Source organism: Ruegeria sp. BC1 (genome assembly GCF_056539305.1).
In genome coordinates this window covers 14,093-35,366 of the sequence record NZ_JBQFUT010000001.1, presented here as the reverse complement: position 1 = coordinate 35,366, position 21,274 = coordinate 14,093, and the positions used below count along the sequence as shown (strand labels likewise).

Annotated in this window: 21 protein-coding genes; 9 read left to right on the top strand and 12 right to left on the bottom strand. The window is 56.3% G+C overall.

Annotation, left to right across the window (positions count from 1 at the left end; all coding sequences use genetic code 11):
• On the top strand, positions 1-1,134 hold the full coding sequence (locus ACR0IY_RS00185; RefSeq protein WP_480669705.1) for a polysaccharide biosynthesis/export family protein: 1,134 nt from the start codon (positions 1-3) through the stop codon (positions 1,132-1,134).
• Positions 1,134-3,134: a capsular polysaccharide biosynthesis protein gene (locus ACR0IY_RS00180; RefSeq protein ID WP_480669704.1), complete on the top strand. Its 2,001-nt coding sequence runs from the start codon at positions 1,134-1,136 to the stop codon at positions 3,132-3,134. The genes ACR0IY_RS00185 and ACR0IY_RS00180 overlap by 1 nt, the downstream gene beginning before the upstream one ends.
• On the opposite strand, the gene ribD is transcribed toward ACR0IY_RS00180, so the two are convergent.
• From ribD to ACR0IY_RS00150, 6 genes are all read right to left on the bottom strand, one after another.
• The gene (gene ribD / locus ACR0IY_RS00175; protein WP_480669703.1) at positions 3,131-4,231 is read right to left on the bottom strand and encodes a bifunctional diaminohydroxyphosphoribosylaminopyrimidine deaminase/5-amino-6-(5-phosphoribosylamino)uracil reductase RibD; all 1,101 of its coding nucleotides are present in this window, start codon (positions 4,229-4,231) and stop codon (positions 3,131-3,133) included. The two genes, ACR0IY_RS00180 and ribD, sit on opposite strands and share 4 nt — an antisense overlap.
• Complete coding sequence (gene nrdR, locus ACR0IY_RS00170; RefSeq protein WP_037307671.1) at positions 4,228-4,698, bottom strand: transcriptional regulator NrdR; 471 nt, start codon at positions 4,696-4,698, stop codon at positions 4,228-4,230. Before nrdR ends, ribD begins: the two co-directional genes overlap by 4 nt.
• A gap of 119 nt (positions 4,699-4,817) precedes the next feature.
• Positions 4,818-5,231, bottom strand: coding sequence for a secondary thiamine-phosphate synthase enzyme YjbQ (locus ACR0IY_RS00165; RefSeq protein ID WP_480669702.1), 414 nt, complete (start codon positions 5,229-5,231; stop codon positions 4,818-4,820).
• 18 nt (positions 5,232-5,249) lie between these two features.
• Positions 5,250-5,651, bottom strand: a complete 402-nt coding sequence (locus ACR0IY_RS00160) for a hypothetical protein (RefSeq protein ID WP_480669701.1) — start codon at positions 5,649-5,651, stop codon at positions 5,250-5,252.
• A 78-nt stretch (positions 5,652-5,729) separates the two neighbouring features.
• Positions 5,730-6,278: a DUF4166 domain-containing protein gene (locus ACR0IY_RS00155; RefSeq protein WP_480669699.1), complete on the bottom strand. Its 549-nt coding sequence runs from the start codon at positions 6,276-6,278 to the stop codon at positions 5,730-5,732.
• Entirely contained in the window at positions 6,279-6,716 is a 438-nt protein-coding gene (locus ACR0IY_RS00150; protein ID WP_480669698.1) for a thiol-disulfide oxidoreductase DCC family protein, read from the bottom strand. It lies immediately after the preceding gene.
• A gap of 319 nt (positions 6,717-7,035) precedes the next feature.
• Here ACR0IY_RS00150 and ACR0IY_RS00145 point away from each other — a divergent pair, with 319 nt between their 5' ends.
• The gene (locus ACR0IY_RS00145; RefSeq protein WP_480669697.1) at positions 7,036-8,055 is read left to right on the top strand and encodes a helix-turn-helix domain-containing protein; all 1,020 of its coding nucleotides are present in this window, start codon (positions 7,036-7,038) and stop codon (positions 8,053-8,055) included.
• A 188-nt stretch (positions 8,056-8,243) separates the two neighbouring features.
• Here the strand turns inward: ACR0IY_RS00145 and rpoD are convergent, their stop codons facing one another.
• From rpoD to ACR0IY_RS00125, 4 genes are all read right to left on the bottom strand, one after another.
• Positions 8,244-10,232: an RNA polymerase sigma factor RpoD gene (gene rpoD / locus ACR0IY_RS00140; protein WP_480669696.1), complete on the bottom strand. Its 1,989-nt coding sequence runs from the start codon at positions 10,230-10,232 to the stop codon at positions 8,244-8,246.
• Positions 10,233-10,346: 114 nt separating this feature from the next.
• Complete coding sequence (gene dnaG / locus ACR0IY_RS00135; protein WP_480669694.1) at positions 10,347-12,287, bottom strand: DNA primase; 1,941 nt, start codon at positions 12,285-12,287, stop codon at positions 10,347-10,349.
• 78 nt (positions 12,288-12,365) lie between these two features.
• Positions 12,366-12,662: a hypothetical protein gene (locus ACR0IY_RS00130; protein ID WP_480669693.1), complete on the bottom strand. Its 297-nt coding sequence runs from the start codon at positions 12,660-12,662 to the stop codon at positions 12,366-12,368.
• A gap of 147 nt (positions 12,663-12,809) precedes the next feature.
• Positions 12,810-14,240 (bottom strand): Glu/Leu/Phe/Val family dehydrogenase, encoded by a 1,431-nt coding sequence (locus ACR0IY_RS00125; protein ID WP_480669692.1) that lies wholly within the window; start codon positions 14,238-14,240, stop codon positions 12,810-12,812.
• Positions 14,241-14,567: 327 nt separating this feature from the next.
• Between ACR0IY_RS00125 and ACR0IY_RS00120 the strand changes: the two genes are divergently transcribed.
• From ACR0IY_RS00120 to ACR0IY_RS00110, 3 genes are read left to right on the top strand one after another with little or no spacing between them, the layout of a single operon-like run.
• Positions 14,568-16,271 (top strand): TadE/TadG family type IV pilus assembly protein, encoded by a 1,704-nt coding sequence (locus tag ACR0IY_RS00120; RefSeq protein WP_480669691.1) that lies wholly within the window; start codon positions 14,568-14,570, stop codon positions 16,269-16,271.
• Positions 16,268-16,798 (top strand): TadE/TadG family type IV pilus assembly protein, encoded by a 531-nt coding sequence (locus ACR0IY_RS00115; RefSeq protein WP_480669690.1) that lies wholly within the window; start codon positions 16,268-16,270, stop codon positions 16,796-16,798. The genes ACR0IY_RS00120 and ACR0IY_RS00115 overlap by 4 nt, the downstream gene beginning before the upstream one ends.
• Before the next feature lie 3 nt (positions 16,799-16,801).
• A complete protein-coding gene (locus ACR0IY_RS00110) occupies positions 16,802-17,362 on the top strand; it encodes a TadE/TadG family type IV pilus assembly protein (protein ID WP_480669689.1) in 561 nt (186 codons plus the stop codon).
• A 1-nt stretch (position 17,363) separates the two neighbouring features.
• On the opposite strand, the gene ACR0IY_RS00105 is transcribed toward ACR0IY_RS00110, so the two are convergent.
• Complete coding sequence (locus ACR0IY_RS00105; protein WP_480669688.1) at positions 17,364-17,834, bottom strand: hypothetical protein; 471 nt, start codon at positions 17,832-17,834, stop codon at positions 17,364-17,366.
• Positions 17,835-17,990: 156 nt separating this feature from the next.
• Between ACR0IY_RS00105 and ACR0IY_RS00100 the strand changes: the two genes are divergently transcribed.
• On the top strand, positions 17,991-18,902 hold the full coding sequence (locus ACR0IY_RS00100; protein WP_480669687.1) for a pirin family protein: 912 nt from the start codon (positions 17,991-17,993) through the stop codon (positions 18,900-18,902).
• Between the two features lie 5 nt (positions 18,903-18,907).
• Here the strand turns inward: ACR0IY_RS00100 and ACR0IY_RS00095 are convergent, their stop codons facing one another.
• The gene (locus tag ACR0IY_RS00095) at positions 18,908-19,495 is read right to left on the bottom strand and encodes a TetR/AcrR family transcriptional regulator (protein ID WP_480669686.1); all 588 of its coding nucleotides are present in this window, start codon (positions 19,493-19,495) and stop codon (positions 18,908-18,910) included.
• A gap of 99 nt (positions 19,496-19,594) precedes the next feature.
• Here ACR0IY_RS00095 and ACR0IY_RS00090 point away from each other — a divergent pair, with 99 nt between their 5' ends.
• Both ACR0IY_RS00090 and ACR0IY_RS00085 read left to right on the top strand, forming a co-directional pair.
• Positions 19,595-19,843 carry a hypothetical protein gene (locus ACR0IY_RS00090; RefSeq protein ID WP_480669685.1) on the top strand — a complete coding sequence of 83 codons (249 nt, stop codon included), beginning with the start codon at positions 19,595-19,597 and terminating at the stop codon, positions 19,841-19,843.
• A gap of 127 nt (positions 19,844-19,970) precedes the next feature.
• The gene (locus ACR0IY_RS00085; RefSeq protein WP_480669684.1) at positions 19,971-21,257 is read left to right on the top strand and encodes a homoserine dehydrogenase; all 1,287 of its coding nucleotides are present in this window, start codon (positions 19,971-19,973) and stop codon (positions 21,255-21,257) included.
• The last annotated feature ends 17 nt before the right edge of the window (positions 21,258-21,274 follow it).

Below are 21,274 nucleotides of genomic sequence, written 5' to 3'. Positions count from 1 at the left end.
GTGCAGCGCTTTCCAATCCGATGGATGAGGGGAATTTCCCTTGTGGCCGCAATTGGCTTTTTGGCCGCATGCCAACTGCCCAAGGCTGGTCCGAACAAATCTGAGATTTTGTCTGGATCCGTCGAGAAAGGCGGCAATGCGTTTGTGGTTGAAGTCGATGACAGGGTTACAAAGGCCACTGCCGCCATTCCGCAATTTGGGTTTTCCTCCACATTTACCAGCGCGCAAAGCCTGGCGGCTGATACCGTACGCCCCGGCGATATTTTGGGCCTGACAATATGGGAAAACGTCGATGATGGTCTGCTGTCCGGAGAAACAGGTTCAGCCACCCTCCTCGAGCAGATGCAAGTCGACAGTGATGGGTTCATCTTTGTTCCCTATGCGGGACGCATTCGGGCATCTGGCAACACGCCAGAGCAACTGCGACAGCTGATTACCAGCAAACTCCAGGACCAGACACCTGACCCACAGGTTGAAGTCCGCCGTACCTCGGGGGATGGATCGACGGTTTCCTTGACCGGAGAGATCGGTGCGCCGGGTGTTTACCCGATCGAGCGGCCCAGCCGCACTTTGTCCGGCATGCTATCTCAGGCCGGTGGCGTATCCGTTGGCTCAGATATCGCGCAGGTCACGCTGATCCGGGGAAATGATCGCGGGACGGTCTGGTACGATGATTTGATCCTCAATCCCAAGCTGGACGTGGCTCTACGGGGCGGAGACCGCATTCTGGTCGAGGCTGACAGCCGCTCGTACATCGCGCTGGGTGCAACGGGCGGGCAATCCCGCGTTGCCTTTGACACGCAGGACCTTTCCGCGCTTGAAGCGCTGGCTCAGGTAGGCGGTCTACAATCCATTTCCTCGGACCCGACCGGAATTTTCGTACTGCGTAAGGAACGGCAGGACATCGCCCGCACCGTCATGGGTCGCTCTGACCTGCAAGGTGATCAGCGCATGATCTACCTGTTGAACCTCACGTCGCCCAACGGACTGTTCATTGCGCGGGATTTCGTCATTCGCGACGACGACACCATCTATGTGACCGAAGCTCCGTATGCGCAATGGAGCAAGTCGATCTCGCTGATCGCGGGTGGTCTGACGCCGGTTGCCAATGTTGCCACGCTGACGGGCGGCTGATGCAAAGTGAACCAACAGCCGGTGCACAGCGGACCCGGTTGCTTGTTTATAACGGCGGCTTCCTGACGCAGGGCCGGATTCGGCGCATTTTACACCTCAAAGGTTATGATATCCGGTTGGGCCTGCCCAAGGACGGAGACATTGTCGGAGTTTGGGGCAACAGCCCTACTGCCCATCGCGGGCTTTCCATTGCAGCCCGTCACAAGGTGCCAATTTTGCGCGTTGAAGATCCCTTTCTCCGCTCGCTGCACCCGGGGCGCACTGGCGAGGCTCCACTGGGACTTCTGCTCGACAAATCCGGGGCGCATTTCGATCCGGCGCAACCATCGGACCTTGAGGCCCTGCTGGCCACGCACCCGCTGGATGATACTGCCCTGCTGAACCGGGCACGCTACGCGGCTGACAGGATTCGAGAACTGCATCTTAGCAAATATTCGGCCATCGAAACGGACATAGCCCCGCCAGAGCCCGGATATGTTCTGGTAGTAGATCAGGCTCGAGACGACGCGTCGGTTACTGCCAGCGATGGAAACGAAGCCCGGTTTCGCGAGATGCTTGTCATGGCGCAAGAGGAAAATCCAGGCGCCAGGATTCTGATTAAAACGCACCCGGAAACACTGGCGGGGTATCGAACCGGATATTTCTCGGAGCGGGACCAGTCTGACAGAATTTCGCTGATCGGCGCGCCGATCAGCCCCTGGACCCTGCTGGAAGGCGCTGTGGGCGTCTACACCTTGTCGTCGCAACTTGGGTTCGAGGCCATCATGGCGGGGCACAAACCCCGAGTCTTTGGGCAGCCATTTTATGCGGGCTGGGGACTGACGCAGGATGAGGTCTACATGCCTCGCCGCCAGCGCAACCTGACAAGGGCCCAGTTGTTTGCAGCAGCGATGATACTATACCCTGCGTGGTACGATCCCTACCGTGAACGGTTATGCGAACTGGAAACCGTTCTGGACACGCTTGAGGCACAGACGCGGGCGTGGCGGCAAGATCACAAGGGCTGGACTGCATCCGGCATGCGTTTGTGGAAGCGCAAGCACCTTCAGAAAATGTTCGGGCGTGAGAAAAAGGTAAGGTTCGTAGCCTCCCCACCGGAAGCTTCCGACCGTCCCCACATGGTTTGGGCCAGCCACGCCCGTGGCGCTGAAGGCGCGGTCAGAATCGAAGACGGTTTCTTACGCTCTCGCGGTCTCGGGGCCAGTCTAGTGCCGCCCGTGTCGTTGGCGACGGATGATTTGGGCATCTATTACGACCCGACACATCCGAGCCGGTTGGAAGAGCTGATCGCGTCGCGAGAAACACTGCGCCCCGATCAGGAATTAAGGGCGGAACGGCTAATAGAGCAAATCGTGACGGGCAAACTCAGCAAATACAACACCGGAGGGCCAGCCCCAGACTTACCCGAAGGGCACCGAATTCTTGTGCCGGGGCAGGTCGAAGACGACGCCTCGATCCTACTCGGCGCCACTACGGTACGCACGAATACCGACCTGCTTCGTGCGGCGCGCGAGGCAAACCCGAATGCGATCCTGATCTACAAGCCTCATCCCGATGTCGAAGCGAGACTGCGCGAGGGCACGGTCGAAGACAATGACCTTGCCGATATCATAGCATCCAATACCGACCCAGCCGCCTTGCTGCCACAGGTGCACGAGGTCTGGACCATGACCTCACTACTCGGGTTCGAAGCATTGTTGCGCGGGGTCCGCGTTACGACACTCGGCGCGCCATTCTATGCCGGGTGGGGGCTGACCGAAGATCTAGGAACTGTACCCGCGCGGCGCGGGGCGCGGCTTTCCCTGTTGGGGCTGGTTCATGCTGCCCTGATTGACTATCCGCGCTATCTGGATCCTGTGACGGGCCAACCCTGCCCTGTTGAAGTCGCGCTGGAACGCCTGACAGACGGGCATGATCCCGCCATTGGTTCATCGCTGCGCATTCTCTCAAAACTGCAAGGCGCGTTTGCCACACACGCGCATCTGTGGCGTCGCCGTTAACGCAGGGACCGCGCCCAGCGATGCAGCACATCTGGCCCGACGGCCCGAGTTTCGATCAGTTCAAACCGAGGCGCTGCTTCCAGCGTTTCCAGCCCCAAAGACCCAATGGCCGGTAGGCCCTCGGCCCCGATGGTCAGGCCCGCACTAAACCCGACCAGCTCATCCACAAGATCATCGGCCAACAAAGACGCTGCCAGCGCCGAGCCTCCCTCGCAAAAAACGCGGGTCAGCCCCGCCTGCCCCAGTTGCTGCAAAAGGTCGGCTGCATCGATGTGATGCTCCTGCAAAGCGCAGGAGATTAAACGCGCACCCAACCCCTCCCACGCGCGTGCACGTTCGGCGTCCGGGTGCGGCCCATGGCACAGCCAGACCGGAATCTCGGCAGCAGTGCGCGCCAAATGGCCCATCAGCGGTATGTCCAGATGACGCGAGACAATTACTCGTACGGGCTGTACTTCGACGCCCAAATCGCGAACAGTCAGCGAAGGGTCATCAGCCCGCGCTGTGCCCGCGCCGACCATCACTGCGTCGTGACGTGCACGCATGGCATGTACCGCCCGCCGCGCCTTGGGGCCGGTAATCCACTTGCTGTGACCGCTGGACGTAGCGATCCGACCGTCAAAGCTGCTGGCCAGCTTGAGTGTCACAAACGGCCGACCTTGTTCTGTTTTCAGAAAGAAACCCGCATGATCCCGTGCGGCCTGATCGGCCAGAACGCCCGTGGTGACCTCGATCCCGGCCTCACGCAGCATCGCAAAACCTTGCCCGGCCACACGCGGATCGCTGTCCTCGATAGCCGAGACGACACGAACCACTCCAGCCTTGATCAACGCTTCGGCGCAAGGTGGCGTTTGACCATGATGAGAGCAAGGCTCCAATGAAACATAGGCAGTCGCGCCACGCGCCGCCTCGCCGGCTTGGGCCAGGGCCAGGGTTTCGCCGTGCGGACGGCCACTTGGTTGTGTCCAGCCACGCCCAACAATGCGACCATCGCGCACAATCACGCAGCCGACAGCCGGGTTAGGCCAACACGTCCCTTGACCGCGCTGACCCAACGACAAAGCCAGCGCCATATATCGCTTATCAGTTTCGCTCACTCGTCCGTCGAAGGCTGCGGCGGGCGCAGTTCGTGGACAAACTCCTCGAAGTCATCGGCCGCCTGGAAATTCTTGTAGACACTCGCAAAACGAACATAGGCCACGGTGTCGATCCGCGCCAGAGCTTCCATGACGATCTCGCCAATCTTACTGGACGGAATATCGGTCTCGCCCATGCTTTCCAAACGTCGAACGATACCAGAGATCATCTGATCAATGCGTTCCGGATCAATCGGGCGTTTCTGCATCGAAATGCGGATCGAACGCTCAAGCTTATCCCGGTCAAAATCTTCACGTTTTCCATTGGTCTTGATCACCACCAGATCGCGCAGTTGGACGCGTTCATACGTGGTAAACCGCCCACCGCATGCAGGGCAGAACCGGCGCCTACGGATCGCGACGTGATCCTCTGCCGGGCGTGAGTCTTTGACTTGAGTGTCGATATTTCCGCAAAACGGGCAGCGCATCCGCCGTCTCCTCGTCCCTGGTTCGGCCTCTTTTGTAAGCGCTTCGGCTTACTTATCCACAACTATAGGGCAGCCGCTATAGTTTGGGTAGTCGGAAATTTCCACCGCAAGATAATGGGTCAGGCGAAATGCGCTGCAACCTTTCTATGGTGCGGCGCAGAGCGGTGTTCGAACAGGTAAATACCCTGCCACGTTCCCAGTACGGGTTGCCCGGATATCACGGGAATCGACAAGGACACCGGCAACAGGGCGGCCTTGATATGCGCGGGCATGTCATCCGGTCCTTCGTATGTGTGTCGCAGGTACGCCATTGACGGGTGATCCGAAGGTGGCACTAGCCTCTCGAAGAAGGCACGCAGGTCGGTTTGCACCTCAGGGTCAGCATTTTCCTGAATAGTCAGAGAGCACGACGTATGCCGCACAAACAGTGTCAGTAACCCATCGCGCCCGACCGGGTTAATCCAGTTTCGCACATCCGCCGTGAATTCGTACAATCCCGGACCTTGCGTCGAAATAATAAACTCGCTCTGCACCAATGTCTCAGCCTGCTGTCATCGGAGGATCGGGCGTATATTGCAACGGCCATTGGCCCCCTGCACCGACATGCTATCACCCGGTGTAAATCCCACAGACACAAAGCTATTGCTCTGCTGAGCAGGGGCTGCTGGTTGTTGAAGAGAAAACTGAACAGCAGTCCTTCGACCCGTTGCTTCGCTTGGACCGTAACCGCGTACGACGTAAATTCGCTGCTGCCAGCCTGCCCCAAGTGTTCTGCGTGCGAAATCAGCGGCTGCGCACCAGTAGCCGTCGACATCTGTGCGCCCTCTGGGGATCACTTCAAAGACGGAATTATTTACGGAAACCGTCTGAAACCCAAAACGACCGCTGGACGCCGAGACCGGAGCGCTAAGCACCAGCGCGGCTAAAATGGCATATGTAAAAGCCTGTTTCATAATCATACTCTTTCCTGTTTCGAGGTAAGCATGGACATAGTTTACTTTGTAATCGGGCAACGCCGGTTCACGATGAATTCAGTCAACGTATCCCACCTCGTGAACGGGAACCAGCCAACCGCAATATCGGATCAAACGCCTTAGAACCGGCATTTCGGCGGAAACATCAAACTGAAAACGCCCGTTTTCATCCTGCCATTCTACTGTCGAGGACTTCGGCAACAGAAAAGCCGGGCAAGGAACGCCCAAGATGGTAAGGCGTCGAATATGGATCAACATACACCCATTCGTGACTTCGGTCGTCAACCACAGGGTAAGCCAGCCTAGTTTCTCACGTACACCTTTGGTGTCTTGATCGTATGTAAGCCGGGAACGGGTGGTGTGACCCGCAAAGTCACGATCCCAGGTCCACTCCTGCCCAATGTGGTCAATGTTGACCTGCACCGAAATGTCCTCGGCACACGAAGGAAAGCGCCCCAGTCGCAGGAAAAGCGCATTCAGCCAGCCCCTCCCCCTCTCAACGCTACACCGGCCCCGATAAAGGCCCGGATTACAATGCAGTTGTTGAACGGCAGCCGGTAAAATCGCTCCGGTGGGGAGGGTTTGGTAAAAAGGGTCAGGTTGCAATCAAAATCCTCCGGGCAGAAATCGTGACCGCAAATCCGCGTCCGGGATCATGCATGTCTCTGCGCGTCCGAAAATCCTGTATCTGTTCCGCGCTATGGCGAAGTACAGCGGGTCTTTGAGAACGCCCGGAAGAAACCTGCACAGCGAAAGAACCGGCCAAATACCCGGCAAGGCTCGCATGGCAGCCGCGAACGCATCCAGACGTTGGTAGACCTGTCCGTTGACGACAACCAGATTTGTCTCAAAGTCCTGCGTTGGCAGACCAAGCTCGCGATACAGTTGTTTCCCTAACCGAGATTGTGCGGTTGCATAGTTGAAGCGACGCAATGTGTCGCGCGCAAGCATGAAGCGAAAAAACCCGGAACACAGAACACACTCCCCGTCAAAGACGATAAGGTCCTGATCAGCGATGAATCGTACCGTCGCATGGTCCGGCATGTTAGCTGCGCCCGATAACTTACTCTGAATACACCCTTTCACCGCTGTTCAGACCGGACAATGCGACAAGAGGACCGCGCCTTGAAATGGTGGTGAAATGTGCCGGGGAGCCATCGGACCTGTATTGCTGTTTTCCGTGGCTCTGGCCTTGTCCCCTTCAAGACACTGACCCGACAAAGGCGTTAAATAAGTGAACGCACTGCCCCAGGTCTTGCCCGCACTGGACAAAAACATTCGATTTCCTGACAATTGTCGTATTGGATTTGACCCGCCCCCGTCGAAAACGTGCAAAAATTCTCTGTATACCGTAAAAAATGTCATGGAAGTTGATATTGCCCGCATCCAGCTTTTGACCAAAGCACTTGATCAACAGGCGCATGATCCCGGCCTGTCCGATCGGATACTTGAAAAATGTGAGTTGTCTCGGGAAAAGATCTCTCCGCCTGCAACGACTTACGACGCGCATCAAGAGGCTTTGTTTGTCCGATACGCCTGCGATGCATTGGGGGATATCACATTCGCCGCGCAGACCGGGTTGAAGTTTTCATCCTCTTCCAGCCTGACGGCCTATATCAGCAAGTATTCGCGGGACCTTAGGCAGGTCATCGAGAATACCTCACGTTTCCACGGGATCATTGATCCCGCGCTAATCTTCAGCCTGCGTCATGCCGGAAACTTCGCCGCCATCGAAGCCGAATGGAAGGATGCCAGCTTTGCTCGCTATCATCGACGAACGGAGTTTCTGATGTTTGCAGGACTGGCACGGATGCGAAGCCTGACGCAAACCAACTTCTTTCCCATCGAAATCCGCTTTCAACACGAGGTTGGGGAAAATAGGGCCACCTTTCAAAAGCTTGTAGGATGCCCGGTTGTATTTGGCGCCGAACGCCAAGAGATCGTAATTGCACCTTCGTCATTGGACATGCCGGTTCCAACCTATGACTCGAACCTGCGCGAACATCTTCTGGAATATGGAGAACGTGTTTTGGCCGAACGGCGCTCGCCCCAACAAAAGCTGCGGGCTCAGGTCGAGGGGCTGATCACCCGTTCGATGCCCGGTGCAATCCTCCATTCCGACGAAGCAGCTGCAAATCTGGGGATGAGCTCCCGCACCTTTGCCCGGCGGCTTAAAGAAGAAGGGATCAGCTATCGCGAAATCGTCGATGACCTAAGATGCGATTTGGCGCAAACATTCATAACAAACCGAATGCCCCTGTCCGAAATTGCCTATTCGCTGGGATACTCTGACCAGCCCGCATTTTCGACCGCCTTCAAACGCTGGACCGGTCAGGCGCCCAGCACGTTTCGGAGTCGTCTGAGTCCTGTGTCCGACACCTGAAACGGGTGGCCGGGGGTCATCAGCAATACAACCTCGCCCCGGCCTGTCCCGTGAGTGGACAAAGGAGATATAGAGAGAGGTCTGCCCGACGCCTTGTGAGTTCCCGCCAATTTGATCGCAGAACAGGTCAATGTGAACGACCGCGGGGCAGCACAAAAAAAGGCGCCTCAGCCGAGGCGCCTTGAAATCTACTGATCCAGAAATGATCGCAACTTACGCGACCGGCTGGGGTGTTTCAGTTTCCGCAACGCTTTCGCCTCGATCTGGCGGATACGCTCACGGGTAACGCTGAACTGCTGGCCGACCTCTTCCAGGGTGTGGTCGGTGTTCATGCCGATGCCGAAACGCATCCGCAGAACCCGCTCCTCGCGCGGGGTAAGCGAAGCCAATACCCGGGTTGTCGTTTCTTTGAGGTTTTCCTGAATGGCGCTGTCAAGTGGCAGCACAGCATTCTTGTCCTCAATGAAATCGCCCAGCTGGCTGTCTTCCTCGTCGCCAATCGGCGTCTCGAGCGAGATCGGCTCCTTGGCGATTTTCATCACCTTGCGAACCTTCTCAAGCGGCATTTGCAGCTTTTCGGCCAGCTCTTCCGGCGTCGGCTCGCGGCCGATTTCGTGCAGCATTTGGCGACCGGTCCGGACCAGCTTGTTGATCGTCTCGATCATGTGGACCGGAATACGGATCGTGCGGGCCTGATCCGCAATCGAACGTGTGATCGCCTGACGAATCCACCAGGTCGCGTAGGTCGAGAACTTATAACCGCGGCGGTATTCGAACTTATCCACAGCCTTCATCAGGCCGATGTTGCCTTCCTGAATAAGATCAAGGAATTGCAGGCCGCGGTTCGTGTACTTTTTGGCGATCGAAATCACCAGACGCAGGTTTGCCTCGACCATTTCCTTCTTGGCCTGCCGCGCCTCTTTCTCGCCCTTTTGAACCTGTTGCACGATGCGGCGGAATTCAGGGATATCCAGACCGACATACTGACCGACCTGAGCCATGTCGTTGCGCAGCTCCTCGACCTTGGCAGTTGAGCGTTCGATGAACATCTGCCAACCCCGGCCCGGTTTTTCAGCCATTTCCGCCAGCCAGTTCGGATCCAGTTCGCGACCACGATAGGCATCAATAAACTCACGACGGTTGATGCGAGCCTGATCGGCCAGCTTCACCATCGCGCTGTCCAACGACATGATCCGGCGGTTGATGCCATAAAGCTGGTCAATCAGGGCCTCGATCCGATTGTTGTGCAGGTGCAGCCCGTTCACCAGTTCGACAATCTCGGCGCGCAGTTTTTGATAGGTCTCTTCGTCCTTCTCACTGAACGAGCCATCCTCGTTCAGAGTGGCCGAAATCCGGCTGTCTTGCATTTCCGACAGCATCGAGAAATCGGTCGAAATCCGCTCGAGAGTGGTCAGAACCTGATCTTTCAGGGCCGCTTCCATGGCGGCCAGCGACATGTTGGCCTGATCGTCATCGTCGTCGTCATCATCGTTGGCAATCGGGTTGCCATCTGCGTCCAACTCCGGGCCAGTTTCCTTGGCAGGCTTGGCCGCTTGCACCGCAGAGGTGTCCACAACCGGTTCTTCGACGTCGCCATCTTCATCCATCTGGTTGCCGAACGTGGCCTCCAGATCGATGACGTCACGCAGCAAGATGTCTTCGGACAGCAATTCGTCGTGCCAGATAGTAATCGCCTGGAATGTCAGCGGGCTTTCACACAGCCCCGCGATCATGGTGTTGCGACCAGCTTCGATCCGCTTGGCGATGGCAATCTCGCCCTCGCGGCTAAGCAGTTCAACCGATCCCATCTCGCGCAGGTACATGCGCACCGGGTCGTCCGTGCGATCCAGCTTTTCGGTGGCAGCACCAGCCAGTGCAACCTCACGGTTGCTTTCGGTTGTCGTCAGTTCGGTCGAGCCCTTGTTTTCTTCTTCTTCGGCCTCTTCATCTTCGATGATGTTAATGCCCATTTCGGATAGCATCGACATCACATCTTCGATCTGTTCCGAGCTCACCTGATCAGGCGGCAGAACCTGATTGAGCTGGTCATAGGTGATGTAACCTTTCTCACGGGCCTCGGCGATCATCTTCTTGACCTGGGCCTGGCTCATGTCCAGCGAGATTTCCTGTTCCTGCTCGTCGGATTTGCGATCTTCGGTCGTGTCTTTGGCGGCCATTCAATGCTCCTGCAGGGATGGGTGATTCGTTTGTACCGAATCATTAGCGCGTAGAAGTGATTCGGCCACCCGTTTACCTGTTTTTCTTTTCCAGTGCCTTACGAAAACACCACTTTATCGGCGTTTCCGTTCAAAATTGATCCCGGACATGATTGCCTTGAACGCGTCTTTCTCGTCGCGGTTGATTCGGGCGCCGTTGTCGGCGATGTCGAAAATGGCCCTGTCCTCATTCTGGCTGCGGCTTGTACGGTTTCGCTCTTCGGCGGCTTGCGCCAGCCGGTAAGTCAACGCCTCATCGGCCAGATCGGACAGCTCCTCTTCTGCTTCGGCAATCTCAGCATCCAACCCCCGGAGCGCTTTGATCTTTGCGAGTTCCTCGGCCAGCGTCATCTCGGCCTTCTCAACATCGCCCGGTTTATACACACAGGGGATTACTGCGACATGGCGAAGGGCCAGCAGGTTTTCAAGGGCTTCCGGCCCCAAAGTTTCGGCAATGTGGTCTTGCAGGTGGTCCGGGTCATCTATTGCATGACGCAGAATAGCGTGGCGCAGGGACGCATGGTCAGGATCGCGGCACTCCATCTCTTCCAACTGGTGCTCGAACTGCACAACAACCTGCGGGTTCAACACAGTGATTGCCAGAATCGCCGCCTCACGCAGCTGTATTTCCGCCCCCTCGGACGAGGCCAGGAAAGAGGCGCGTGCACCGGGCGTTGCAGGTTGTTTCTGCGGTTGCCACTTGCCGCGCGGCTGCCATGGTCGGTTTCGCTGCGGACGGAACAACTGCCAGCGCAGGTCCTTGATCTCTTGGCCGTAATGCGAGCGGATTGATGGGTCGCGGATCAGCTTGATTTTGTCGCGTAGCACCTTGTCTAGTGCCGCCTTGCGCTCGGGGCTGTCGAACACCTTGCCTTCGGTTTCTCGCTGCCACAGCAGTTTGACCATCGGGATAGCCCCATCCAGAACGGCCTGCACTGCCCCCGGCCCTTCGACACGCAACAGGTCGTCGGGGTCTTTGCCTTCGGGCATCAGTGCAAAGCGCAGGGATTTTCCGGCCTCCAGCAGAGGCAGGGCAAGATCGACGGCCCGCATCGCAGCCCGTAAACCGGCGGTGTCACCATCCAATGCGATAATCGGCTCGTCCGAAATGCGCCACAGCAATTGAAGCTGGTGTTCGGTTATCGCCGTACCCAGCGGTGCAACCGAAGCACCAAACCCAGCCTCGACCAGCGCAATCACGTCCATATACCCTTCCGCCACGATCAGCGGCTGCCCTTTACCCGCAGATTGCCTTGCGGATCCGTGGTTATAAAGGCTGCGACCTTTATCGAACAACTCGGTCTCGGGTGAGTTCAGGTATTTAGCATTGTCATTGGGGTCCATCGCCCGGCCACCAAAGGCAATGCAGCGGCCACGCGGATCGCGGATCGGGTACATGATCCGGTTGCGGAAGGTGTCGTAAGGTTTCTTGCCCTTGTTCGACGGCTTGGCCAGCCCTGCACCAAGGATCAGGTCCTCGGGTACGTTTTTGCCTCGCAGATGATCCCACAGAGCCTGCCACCCGTCGGGTGCAAACCCAATCTCCCACCGGTCCAAGGCCTGCGCATTCAACCCTCGCTGCGTCAGGTAATCCCGCGCGGCGGTCCCTGCCCCGGTCTTGAGCTGCAAGCGGAAGAACTGCGCCGCCTGCTCCATCACCTCAGCCAGTTGGCTTCGTCGGTCCTGCTTTTCCTGCGCCTTCGGATCGCGGGCTGGCATGGGCAATCCGGCCTCGCGCGCCAAAATCTCGACCGCTTCCATGAACGAGACATTCTCGGTTTCTTTCACAAAACTGATCGCGTCGCCCTTGGCATGGCAGCCAAAGCAATAATAAAAACCCTTTTGGTCATCGACGTGGAACGAAGCCGTCTTTTCATGGTGAAACGGGCACGGGGCCCACATGTCCCCCTTACCTTGATTGGACTTGCGGGCATCCCACATCACTTTACGCCCGACGACCTGAGACAAGCTCAATCGGGTGCGTAGTTCATCCAGAAATCCGGGGGGCAAAGACATGCGCTAAACCTGCCAGAAATGAAAACGCGCGCCAAGGGGATGGCGCGCTTATCCACAGCGAATTCGTCTGATTGTGGATTACTGCTGCAAACACAGCTCCAGCCAAGCGGCACCCAGGTCCTTTTTACGCACATCGCGCATTTTCTGTTCGTAGACCCAAGGCGTGATCAGTGGAATGGCTGCATTGTAGTTTTCCGGCCACGTCGGGGACGTATCTGCCACCGCTTGCGGAACATCCCGTTCTTTTACCTTGTCCAGACGCGCTTTTTGGATCGCCGCGACAACCTCGGACTGGTACTTGCAGCTTTGTTCTTTGGTTTCCTCGGCAGCCAGAGGTGTGGCCAGTAAAAGGGCCGCAATGGCGATACGCAACATCAGAATCTCCCGGAATCAATTCTTTCGCGGAAGCTTACCCGCCTGTCCCGGCGCCCGCCATCATCCATTTCGACTTGTGCGGTCAAATTCGGCATGGCCGCAACAGGGGCGATCAGGCCAGAACCTGATCGCCCCTGACACCAAGGATCAGAGGCCCTTGGCGCGGTAACTTTTCGCGACCCGGTCGATGGCCACAATATAGGCCGCCGTGCGCAGGTCTTCGACATCATCACGGCTGTGCCAGACCTCCCGCATGGACTGGTAGGCAATGCGCATGGTGTCATCCAGGCCCGAGCGCACAAGCTCAAGCTCATCCGCGCCCTTGAGGTACTTGGACTTGAAGTCCGGAGACATTGACCAAGCCTCACCCAGATAGCGATCCAAGCGCTCCAACTCACTGACGATCAGTTCGTGCCGCGATTCCTCCTGTCGGCGCTGCATCCGGCCAAAGCGAATGTGGCTCAGGTTCTTGACCCATTCGAAATAAGACACAGTCACCCCGCCGGCATTGGCATACATGTCCGGAATGATAACGGTGCCCTTTTTGCGCAGAACCTGATCAGCCCCAGCCGTAACCGGGCCGTTCGCAGCCTCAATAATCAACGGTGCCTTGATGCGATCGGCGTTTTCCAGATTGATCACACCCTCCAACGCCGCCGGGATCAGAATATCGCACGGTTGCTCCAAGACCGATCCGCCCTCGGCTGAATGGGTTGCATCGGGATATCCGCTGACCCCGCCGTGTTTAACAATCCATTGACGGACGGATTCCACGTCTATGCCATCAGGATTATACAGGGCACCATCCCATTCGATAATGCCGACAATGCGCGATCCGTCTTCCTCGCTCAGGAATTTCGCAGCGTGGTAACCCACGTTACCAAGCCCCTGAACGATGATCCGCTTGCCGTCCAGCTTGCCGGACAGCCCAGCCTTTTCAATATCCTTGGGGTGGCGGAAAAACTCACGCAGGGCGTATTGGATACCCCGCCCAGTCGCCTCAACCCGCCCGGCGATCCCACCCGCGTTCAGCGGTTTACCGGTCACGCAAGCACGCGCGTTGATGTCTGTGGTGTTCATCCGCGCGTACTGATCCGCCATCCACGCCATCTCACGCTCGCCTGTGCCCATATCGGGCGCGGGAACATTCTGGGACGGGTTAATCAGGTCACGTTTGGCCAATTCATAGGCAAAACGACGGGTGATCTGTTCCAGCTCATGCTCTTCGTATTTGCGAGGGTCAATGCACAATCCGCCCTTTGAGCCCCCAAACGGCGTCTCAACCAGCGCACATTTGTACGTCATCAGCGCCGCCAGCGCCTCAACCTCGTCCTGGTTCACTGCCAGCGCATAGCGGATACCGCCCTTCACCGGCTCCATATGTTCGGAATGGACCGAACGGTACCCGGTAAACGTATGAATCTCGCCACGCAGACGCACACCGAAACGCACTGTATAAGTGGCGTTACAGACCCGTATCTTTTCCTCCAAACCTGGCGGCAGGTCCATCAGGGACGCCGCCCTGTTGAACATAAGATCTACACTCTCGCGAAAGCTGGGTTCATTAGTGGCCGTCATTTAACCCTCCGTGCCATCGAACGACTTGCGTTCTGTCGTTTTGTCGCACCCAATGCACAAACGATCAATAATTAAGCAGAAATAAAATTTAAAAAGCTGGGAAAATTTCTGCGCTCCTATGCTGAGTCGCTGGATTCCAGACACGACGAACCCATTGTCGCCCAATCAAAGACAGAGGTGTAGAACGCCCCATAATTATCCCTCAATTGCCAGGAAACCGGCCAAGACAGAGGCGTTTTCGCCTAATTCCCGCCACGATTCGACGTTAATTTCTGGGAATTAACTTTTCCTTAGCAGTTTGGATGTCTGCTCAGCGAGGTCTGCAAAATGGCAATGAACTTTTTACAAAGGAACCCTGGAAACCAATCTGGCGAAACTTCACCTGCTCGGCGTTTTGCTCGAGAGGAAGACGGCGGTGTTTTCACCATATTCGTGCTGCTTGGATTTCTGGTTATTGTTGCCCTGACCGGGATTGGCGTCGATGTAATGAACTATGAGCGCGACCGCGCCAATTTGCAATCGACACTGGATCGTGCGGTTCTAGCGGCTGCTGACCTTGACCAAAAACTCCCTCCTCGCGACGTCGTGGAAGCGTATCTCGACAAGGCCGGCCTGATCGAAAAACTGCAAACGGTGACCGTCGAAGGCGGATTTGGGTCCAGAACTGTAACAGCTACAGCTGAAACAATCGTTCCTACGCATTTCATGACCTTCTCGGGCATCGAGACTCTTACAGCACAAGCCGCCAGCGCGGCTGAAGAAGCGATTGGTGCTGTCGAAATATCGCTGATTCTCGACATCTCTGGCTCGATGACGAACTATTCGACAGCAGGTGGCAAAAGCAAGTTGGCGCTTCTTCAGGATGCAGCAACTGAGTTTGTTACGTTGATGCTGACTTCGAAAGATGAAACTCGGCAGAACATCTCGATCTCGATCATACCTTACGCCACTCAGGTTAATGCCGGTGAGTCTCTGTTGAGCAAGTTCGAAGACGTAACTGACGAGCACAATTATTCTCACTGCGTGAACTTCATCCCTGAACAATACAGTGATTCAGATCTCCACAGAGACGACCGCCTGGAACGTACCGCACACTTCGATCCCTTCACCTATTCGGAGGGCAGCATCGAAATTCCAGTTTGCCCTGTTCGTGCAGGAAGTGCGATCACACCGGTCACTGACGATCTGCAAGCTCTGAAAGACCAAATCAAGGCTCTTACAGCACAAGGCAACACTTCAATTGATGTTGGAATGAAATGGGGCGTCGCGCTGTTGGACCCCAGCATGCGTGGCATTGTCTCCGATCTTGCAGATGAAAACATCGTCCCACCGCATTTCCGGGGACGCCCATCTGACTATGACTCTGACATTCTGAAAATCGCCATTGTCATGACCGATGGACAGAATACGGATCAGTACATGCTGAACCCTTCCTTGCGTGAAGGTGATTCAGATGTTTGGTTCAACCCGGATTCAGGCGCGGAACATGTATGGGGCTACAAGTGGGAATTGAATGAGTACAATCAATGGGTTCAGGTACCCCAGATATTGGCAGGCGATTACTCAGCCTATCATTCACAAGGGACGCCAAAGCATTTCCGCTGGTCTCAGCGCGAAGTTTGGGCAGACAATCCTTATGGTAACCCGGAACCGGAAAACGCAACAAACGAAGAACCTGGTACGGCCGAACGTCTGACCTATCCTGAATTGTTGAACCGGGCTTCCCTGTATTTCATCGCCGATTACATTTTTGGACATCAATCCAGTGCGCGGGCCGAATGGACCAGTAAAGCGTATTCCAAAGTCGAAACGTCGGCTAAGAACCAGCATACCAAACACATCTGCAATTCCGCAAAGGATCAGGGCATCATCGTTTATGGCATTGCCTTCGAAGCGCCTTCGGCCGGCGTCAAGACGATCAAGAACTGCGCCAGCTCGGCCAGCCATGTTTACGATGTGAATGGCTTGAATCTTGAAAAAGCCTTTGCCTCTATCGCTTCGTCGATCAGAAAACTTAGGTTGACCCAATGACACTGAGAATTTTGGGAAAAGCGTTGCGCCTAAAGCGCACCGAGGACGGATCCGTGACGGTTGAATTCGTCCTTCTTTTCCCCCTTTTCATGTTCTTCATTCTCAGCGCCGTGGAATACTCGCTGGTCACGCTTCAGCAATCAATGCTGGAACGGGCCGTCGATCTGGCCGTACGCGACATTCGACTGGGAACCGGCAGCAACCCGACCCACGACGAAATCAAGGATTCGATTTGCGACAAAGCAAGTATAATCCGAGGTTGCGACAACAACTTGCGACTTGAAATGATTGTTCAGGACGCGTTTGTCGGTATCAGCCTCCCTGCCAACGCGGACTGCACGGACAATACCGAAGAGGTCAAGCCCGTACGGGAATTCGTCAATGGTGCACCCAACGAATTGATGATCCTTCGGGCGTGCGCGCAAGTCGATCCGATCTTCCCGACCTCTCAGATGGGGCGGGCGCTGGCCGATGATGGTGGGCAGATTGCTCTGACCGCAACCACCGCTTTCGTACAGGAGCCATAAACCATGCGCCTCTTCCTGAAAATCAGAGAATTCCTTGGCACTACCTCACGTAGTGAAAATGGAGTCCTAACTGTCGAAGCCCTTCTGGCCTTCCCGATTTTGGTATGGTCAGTCACTCTCGCATTCACGTTCTTTGACGGTTTTCGTCAAAGTGCTGCCAATCTGAAAGCTGCATACACGGTCGGTGACCTGGTCTCACGCGAAACTCAGGCCGTGACACAAACATACGTCGATTCCATGCATTTGCTGATGCAAAGGATGGTGAATAACCGCACTGAAATGAAGTTGCGTATGTCGCTGATCGTGTTCGATGAAGAAGATGACCGTCACTACGTCAGGTGGTCAGCGGAACGCGGGTACAATGACGTTTGGGATAACGACAACATTGCAAATTTGCGGGCTTCTCTACCACCGATGCCAAATCAGGACACTTTGATCATCGTCGAAACATCAAATCGTTACGAACCAATTTTCAAGAATGCTTGGGTGGATGACGACCATACATTCACCAATTTTGTGTTCACGCGCCCGCGCTTTACCAATGAAATCGCTTCGAACTTGTGACCTAGACCCCGTCCGCAATTAATGCAGACAAGATTTCGGACATAAACTTGGTTTCGGCGGCCGCTGTCATTCCGCCGACCCCTACCCGGCGGCCCAAGCGCCACCACAGCCCGGGCGCCCAGTAGTTGTCCTGACGTTCCCGCGTCTTTAGCAGAAACCCGTTCGACGGTTTGAACGCAAAGACCCCGCGATCGACAGATTCTATATCCTCGACCTTGGCAATCAGCTGCCCCGACCCTGTTCTGAGTTCAGCGTGCGTTAGCTCGATCCAGTCATTGGTCGCATGCCACATCCGGTAAGCCAGCCAGAATGCACAGCCCCCAACCACTAGCAAAAACACCAGCCATGCGGGTTCTGGTGGTTTTGCGAGGGCTACAAAAACGACTAACACTCCGACAACGCTTAGCATCCCAACACCAAGCCACCTTCTGCCGGGTGACGGCCTGATCGTAGCCAGTACTTCTTGTTGCATGTGCGCCCCTGCTATTTTCGATTGGGTTTAACCGTTTTGTTTGAGAAACGACAAGGGGGGGCGATACTGCTGATTTTCGCACAGTCCCCGTTCTTTTCTGCCGATTGATCATTTCGGTGCTGGGAATACATTGCGCGCAAGTTTCAGGAGACCACCATGTCCATACGACCGATTTTGGAAACCCGGAAATCCAAGCCCACAATGGAAGGCGCAGGCGTCAAGCTGCACCGCGCCTTTGGCTTTCAGGACCCGTCCGAGCTTGACCCGTTCTTGTTGTTCGATGACTTCAGGAACGAGCGTCCGCAAGATTTTCAGGCCGGATTCCCCTGGCACCCGCATCGTGGAATTGAGACAATTACTTACGTGTTGTCCGGCACAGTCGATCACTCGGATTCGCTGGGCAACAGCGGGACATTAGGTGCGGGGGACGTTCAGTGGATGACGGCTGGCTCTGGCATACTTCATCAGGAAATGCCCGCAGGAAACAAAGCGGGCCAGATGCACGGGTTCCAATTGTGGGGAAACCTTCCGTCCGCGCACAAGATGACGGCACCGCGCTATCAGGACGTACAGAGCAAAGACATCCCAGAAATCACCGATGACGATGGAACGACCGTTCGGGTAATCGTCGGAGAGTTCTGGGGAAAAACTGGGCCGGTCGACGGGATTGCCGCCGATCCACAGTATCTGGATGTTCATATCCCCGCCGGGGTCAAGAAGACCTTTCGCATCGACACCTATCGCCGAGCGTTTGCTTATGTGTTTGAGGGCCAAGCCGCGTTTGCTGATGCCTCACAACCCACCGGAGTGCTTCTGGAAAAGGAAGTTGCCGGGCAAGAGGTGAATATCCGAGACATGTCCGGCGACAGGACTCTTGTTCGATTTGGCACCGGTGATGAAGTCACAGTTCAGGCCGGGCCCGAAGGCGTACGGTTTCTGCTGATTTCCGGTGCACCAATCAACGAACCAGTCGCGTGGCACGGTCCGATTGTAATGAATACGCAAGCGGAATTGGAGCAGGCTTTTCGGGAACTGCGGAATGGCTCGTTCATTCGCCCTGCGCACTAATCCCGTCAGGCTGAGACCGACCGGCGCACCATGTCCCAATACATCTGCTCGACCTCGTCCAGCGACAAACGCCCGCCCGAGCGGTACCAGGTCATCACGCCGTTCAGCATGGCAATCACTGCCAGGGTGGCGATTTTGGTATCTGCAATATTAAACATCCCGGCCTCCTGCCCTTTGCGCAGGATGGCCTCGAGGGCGTCCTCATAGTTGCGACGAAGCGCCTCGATTTCGGTAAAATTCTCGGGCGTCAGGTTACGCAGTTCCATATAGGCAATGAACACCTCGTCCGGGCGTTGCAGGTGAAATCGGATATGAAACCCGACAAAGCGGCGCAGCGCCTGTTCGGGATCTGACGGTGGCTTCAATTCTGCATAAGCTGACAACAAATCCTGCATGTGCTCATGCATCAGCCTGTACAGCAGGCTTTGTTTGTCCGGAGTATAGTTGTAAAGCGCGCCCGCCTGCACCCCAACCTCGGACGCGATCTGGCGCATGGACACCGCCGCATAGCCGTGACGCGCAAAAAGCCCCAGCGCCGCCTTTCGGATTCGCGGGCCAGTAATGTCGGAATGTGAACCTTGAGTACGTGCCATTGCATCACCGTATCTGAACGTTTGTTCAGATAGAAGCCCGCTTGAACCGACAGTGCAAAAGGTGCATCACGGTTGCAATCGACGTTGAAAGAGTGCCGGATGAAATCCCTGCCTTTGCTGATATTAGTCCTCGCCTGTGCCGGGTGCGCTGAGTTCCCGGATCTGGAAGGCCGAGAAGTGCCTGACATCAGCTCTGCACGCTATCCGACCCTTATACCGCTGGAGGGAGCTCTGGGTGCACCGGTGGATCCGATAAACGAAGCGGCAGAGGTCGAAAAAGACCTGATTGCACAACGCAAAGAGCTGGAAAAAAAGGCCGACAAGCTGCAACGGGCAGAAATAAACTGACCTGCGGCAATTCCGGGCACCTCACAGGCGACGACGCATTGCACCCTAGCGCCGAACCCGCTAAGGCAGCGCTGAACGGGCAAAGGTCCTGAAACCATAGAAATTCGAGCGGAAAGGAACCCACGGGATGACACAGGCACTGCGGCTTGGAATTGCGGGCTTGGGAACAGTCGGCGTGGGCGTCGTCAAGATTATCCGTCGACATGCGGACCTGTTGCAGGCACGCACTGGCAAGCCGATTGAAATCATCGCCGTGTCTGCGCGCGACGCAAACAAGGACCGGGGTGTAAACCTGTCAGACTACGCCTGGGAAACAGACCCGGTTGCACTGGCAAAACGGGATGACATCGACGTTTTTGTCGAATTGATCGGTGGCGACAGTGGCCCGGCCAAAGACTCGGTTGAGGCGGCGCTAGCCACTGGCAAGGATGTGGTCACCGCAAACAAAGCCCTACTGGCGATCCACGGCCAGGAACTGGCTGAAAAGGCCGAGGCCGCCGGGCGCGTCATTCGTTTCGAGGCCGCTGTGGCTGGTGGTATTCCTGTTATCAAATCCCTGACCGAAGGATTGGTTGGCAACGAAATCACACGTGTGATGGGCGTGATGAACGGCACCTGCAACTATATCCTGACTCGCATGCAATCGCAGGAACTGGGCTATAACGCTTTGTTCGAAGAATGCGCTCAGCTGGGATATCTTGAGGCTGACCCAAATCTGGACGTGGGCGGTATTGATGCGGCGCACAAGCTGGCGTTGCTGTCCTCGATCGCTTTCGGCACCAAGCCGAATTTCGACGGCATTCAGATCGAAGGCATCCAGCACATCAGTCTGGATGACATTCATCAGGCTGACGATATGGGGTATCGCATCAAGCTGCTGGGTGTTGCTCAACGCTCGGCCCGCGGTCTGGAACAGCGGATGCAGCCTTGCCTTGTGCCCAGCAGTTCACCTCTGGGGCAACTGGAAGGCGGCACCAACATGGTCGTGATCGAAGGCGACGCTGTCGAGCAGGTAGTCCTGCGCGGCCCCGGCGCGGGCGAAGGCCCCACCGCCAGCGCCGTGATGGGCGACGTTTGCGATCTGGCGCGCGGGCTGCAAATCGCAACCTTTGGTCGTCCAGCGGCCGCGCTGCAAGAGGCGAAGCCGGCCGTAACAGGCCTGCCCGCCCCCTATTATCTGCGCCTCGCGCTGCTCGACAAACCCGGTGCGATGGCAAAAGTAGCCGCCGTTTTGGGCGATTCAGGCATTTCGATCGACCGCATGCGTCAGTATGGCCATACCGAAAGCACCGCACCGGTCCTGATTGTCACCCACAAGACAACGCAAGCCACGTTGGATGTTGCTTTGGACGGCCTGCGAAACACACACGTTGTTGACGGAGAACCCGTCGCATTGCGGATTGAAGAGGTTTGACCCTTGCGGCCTGCATA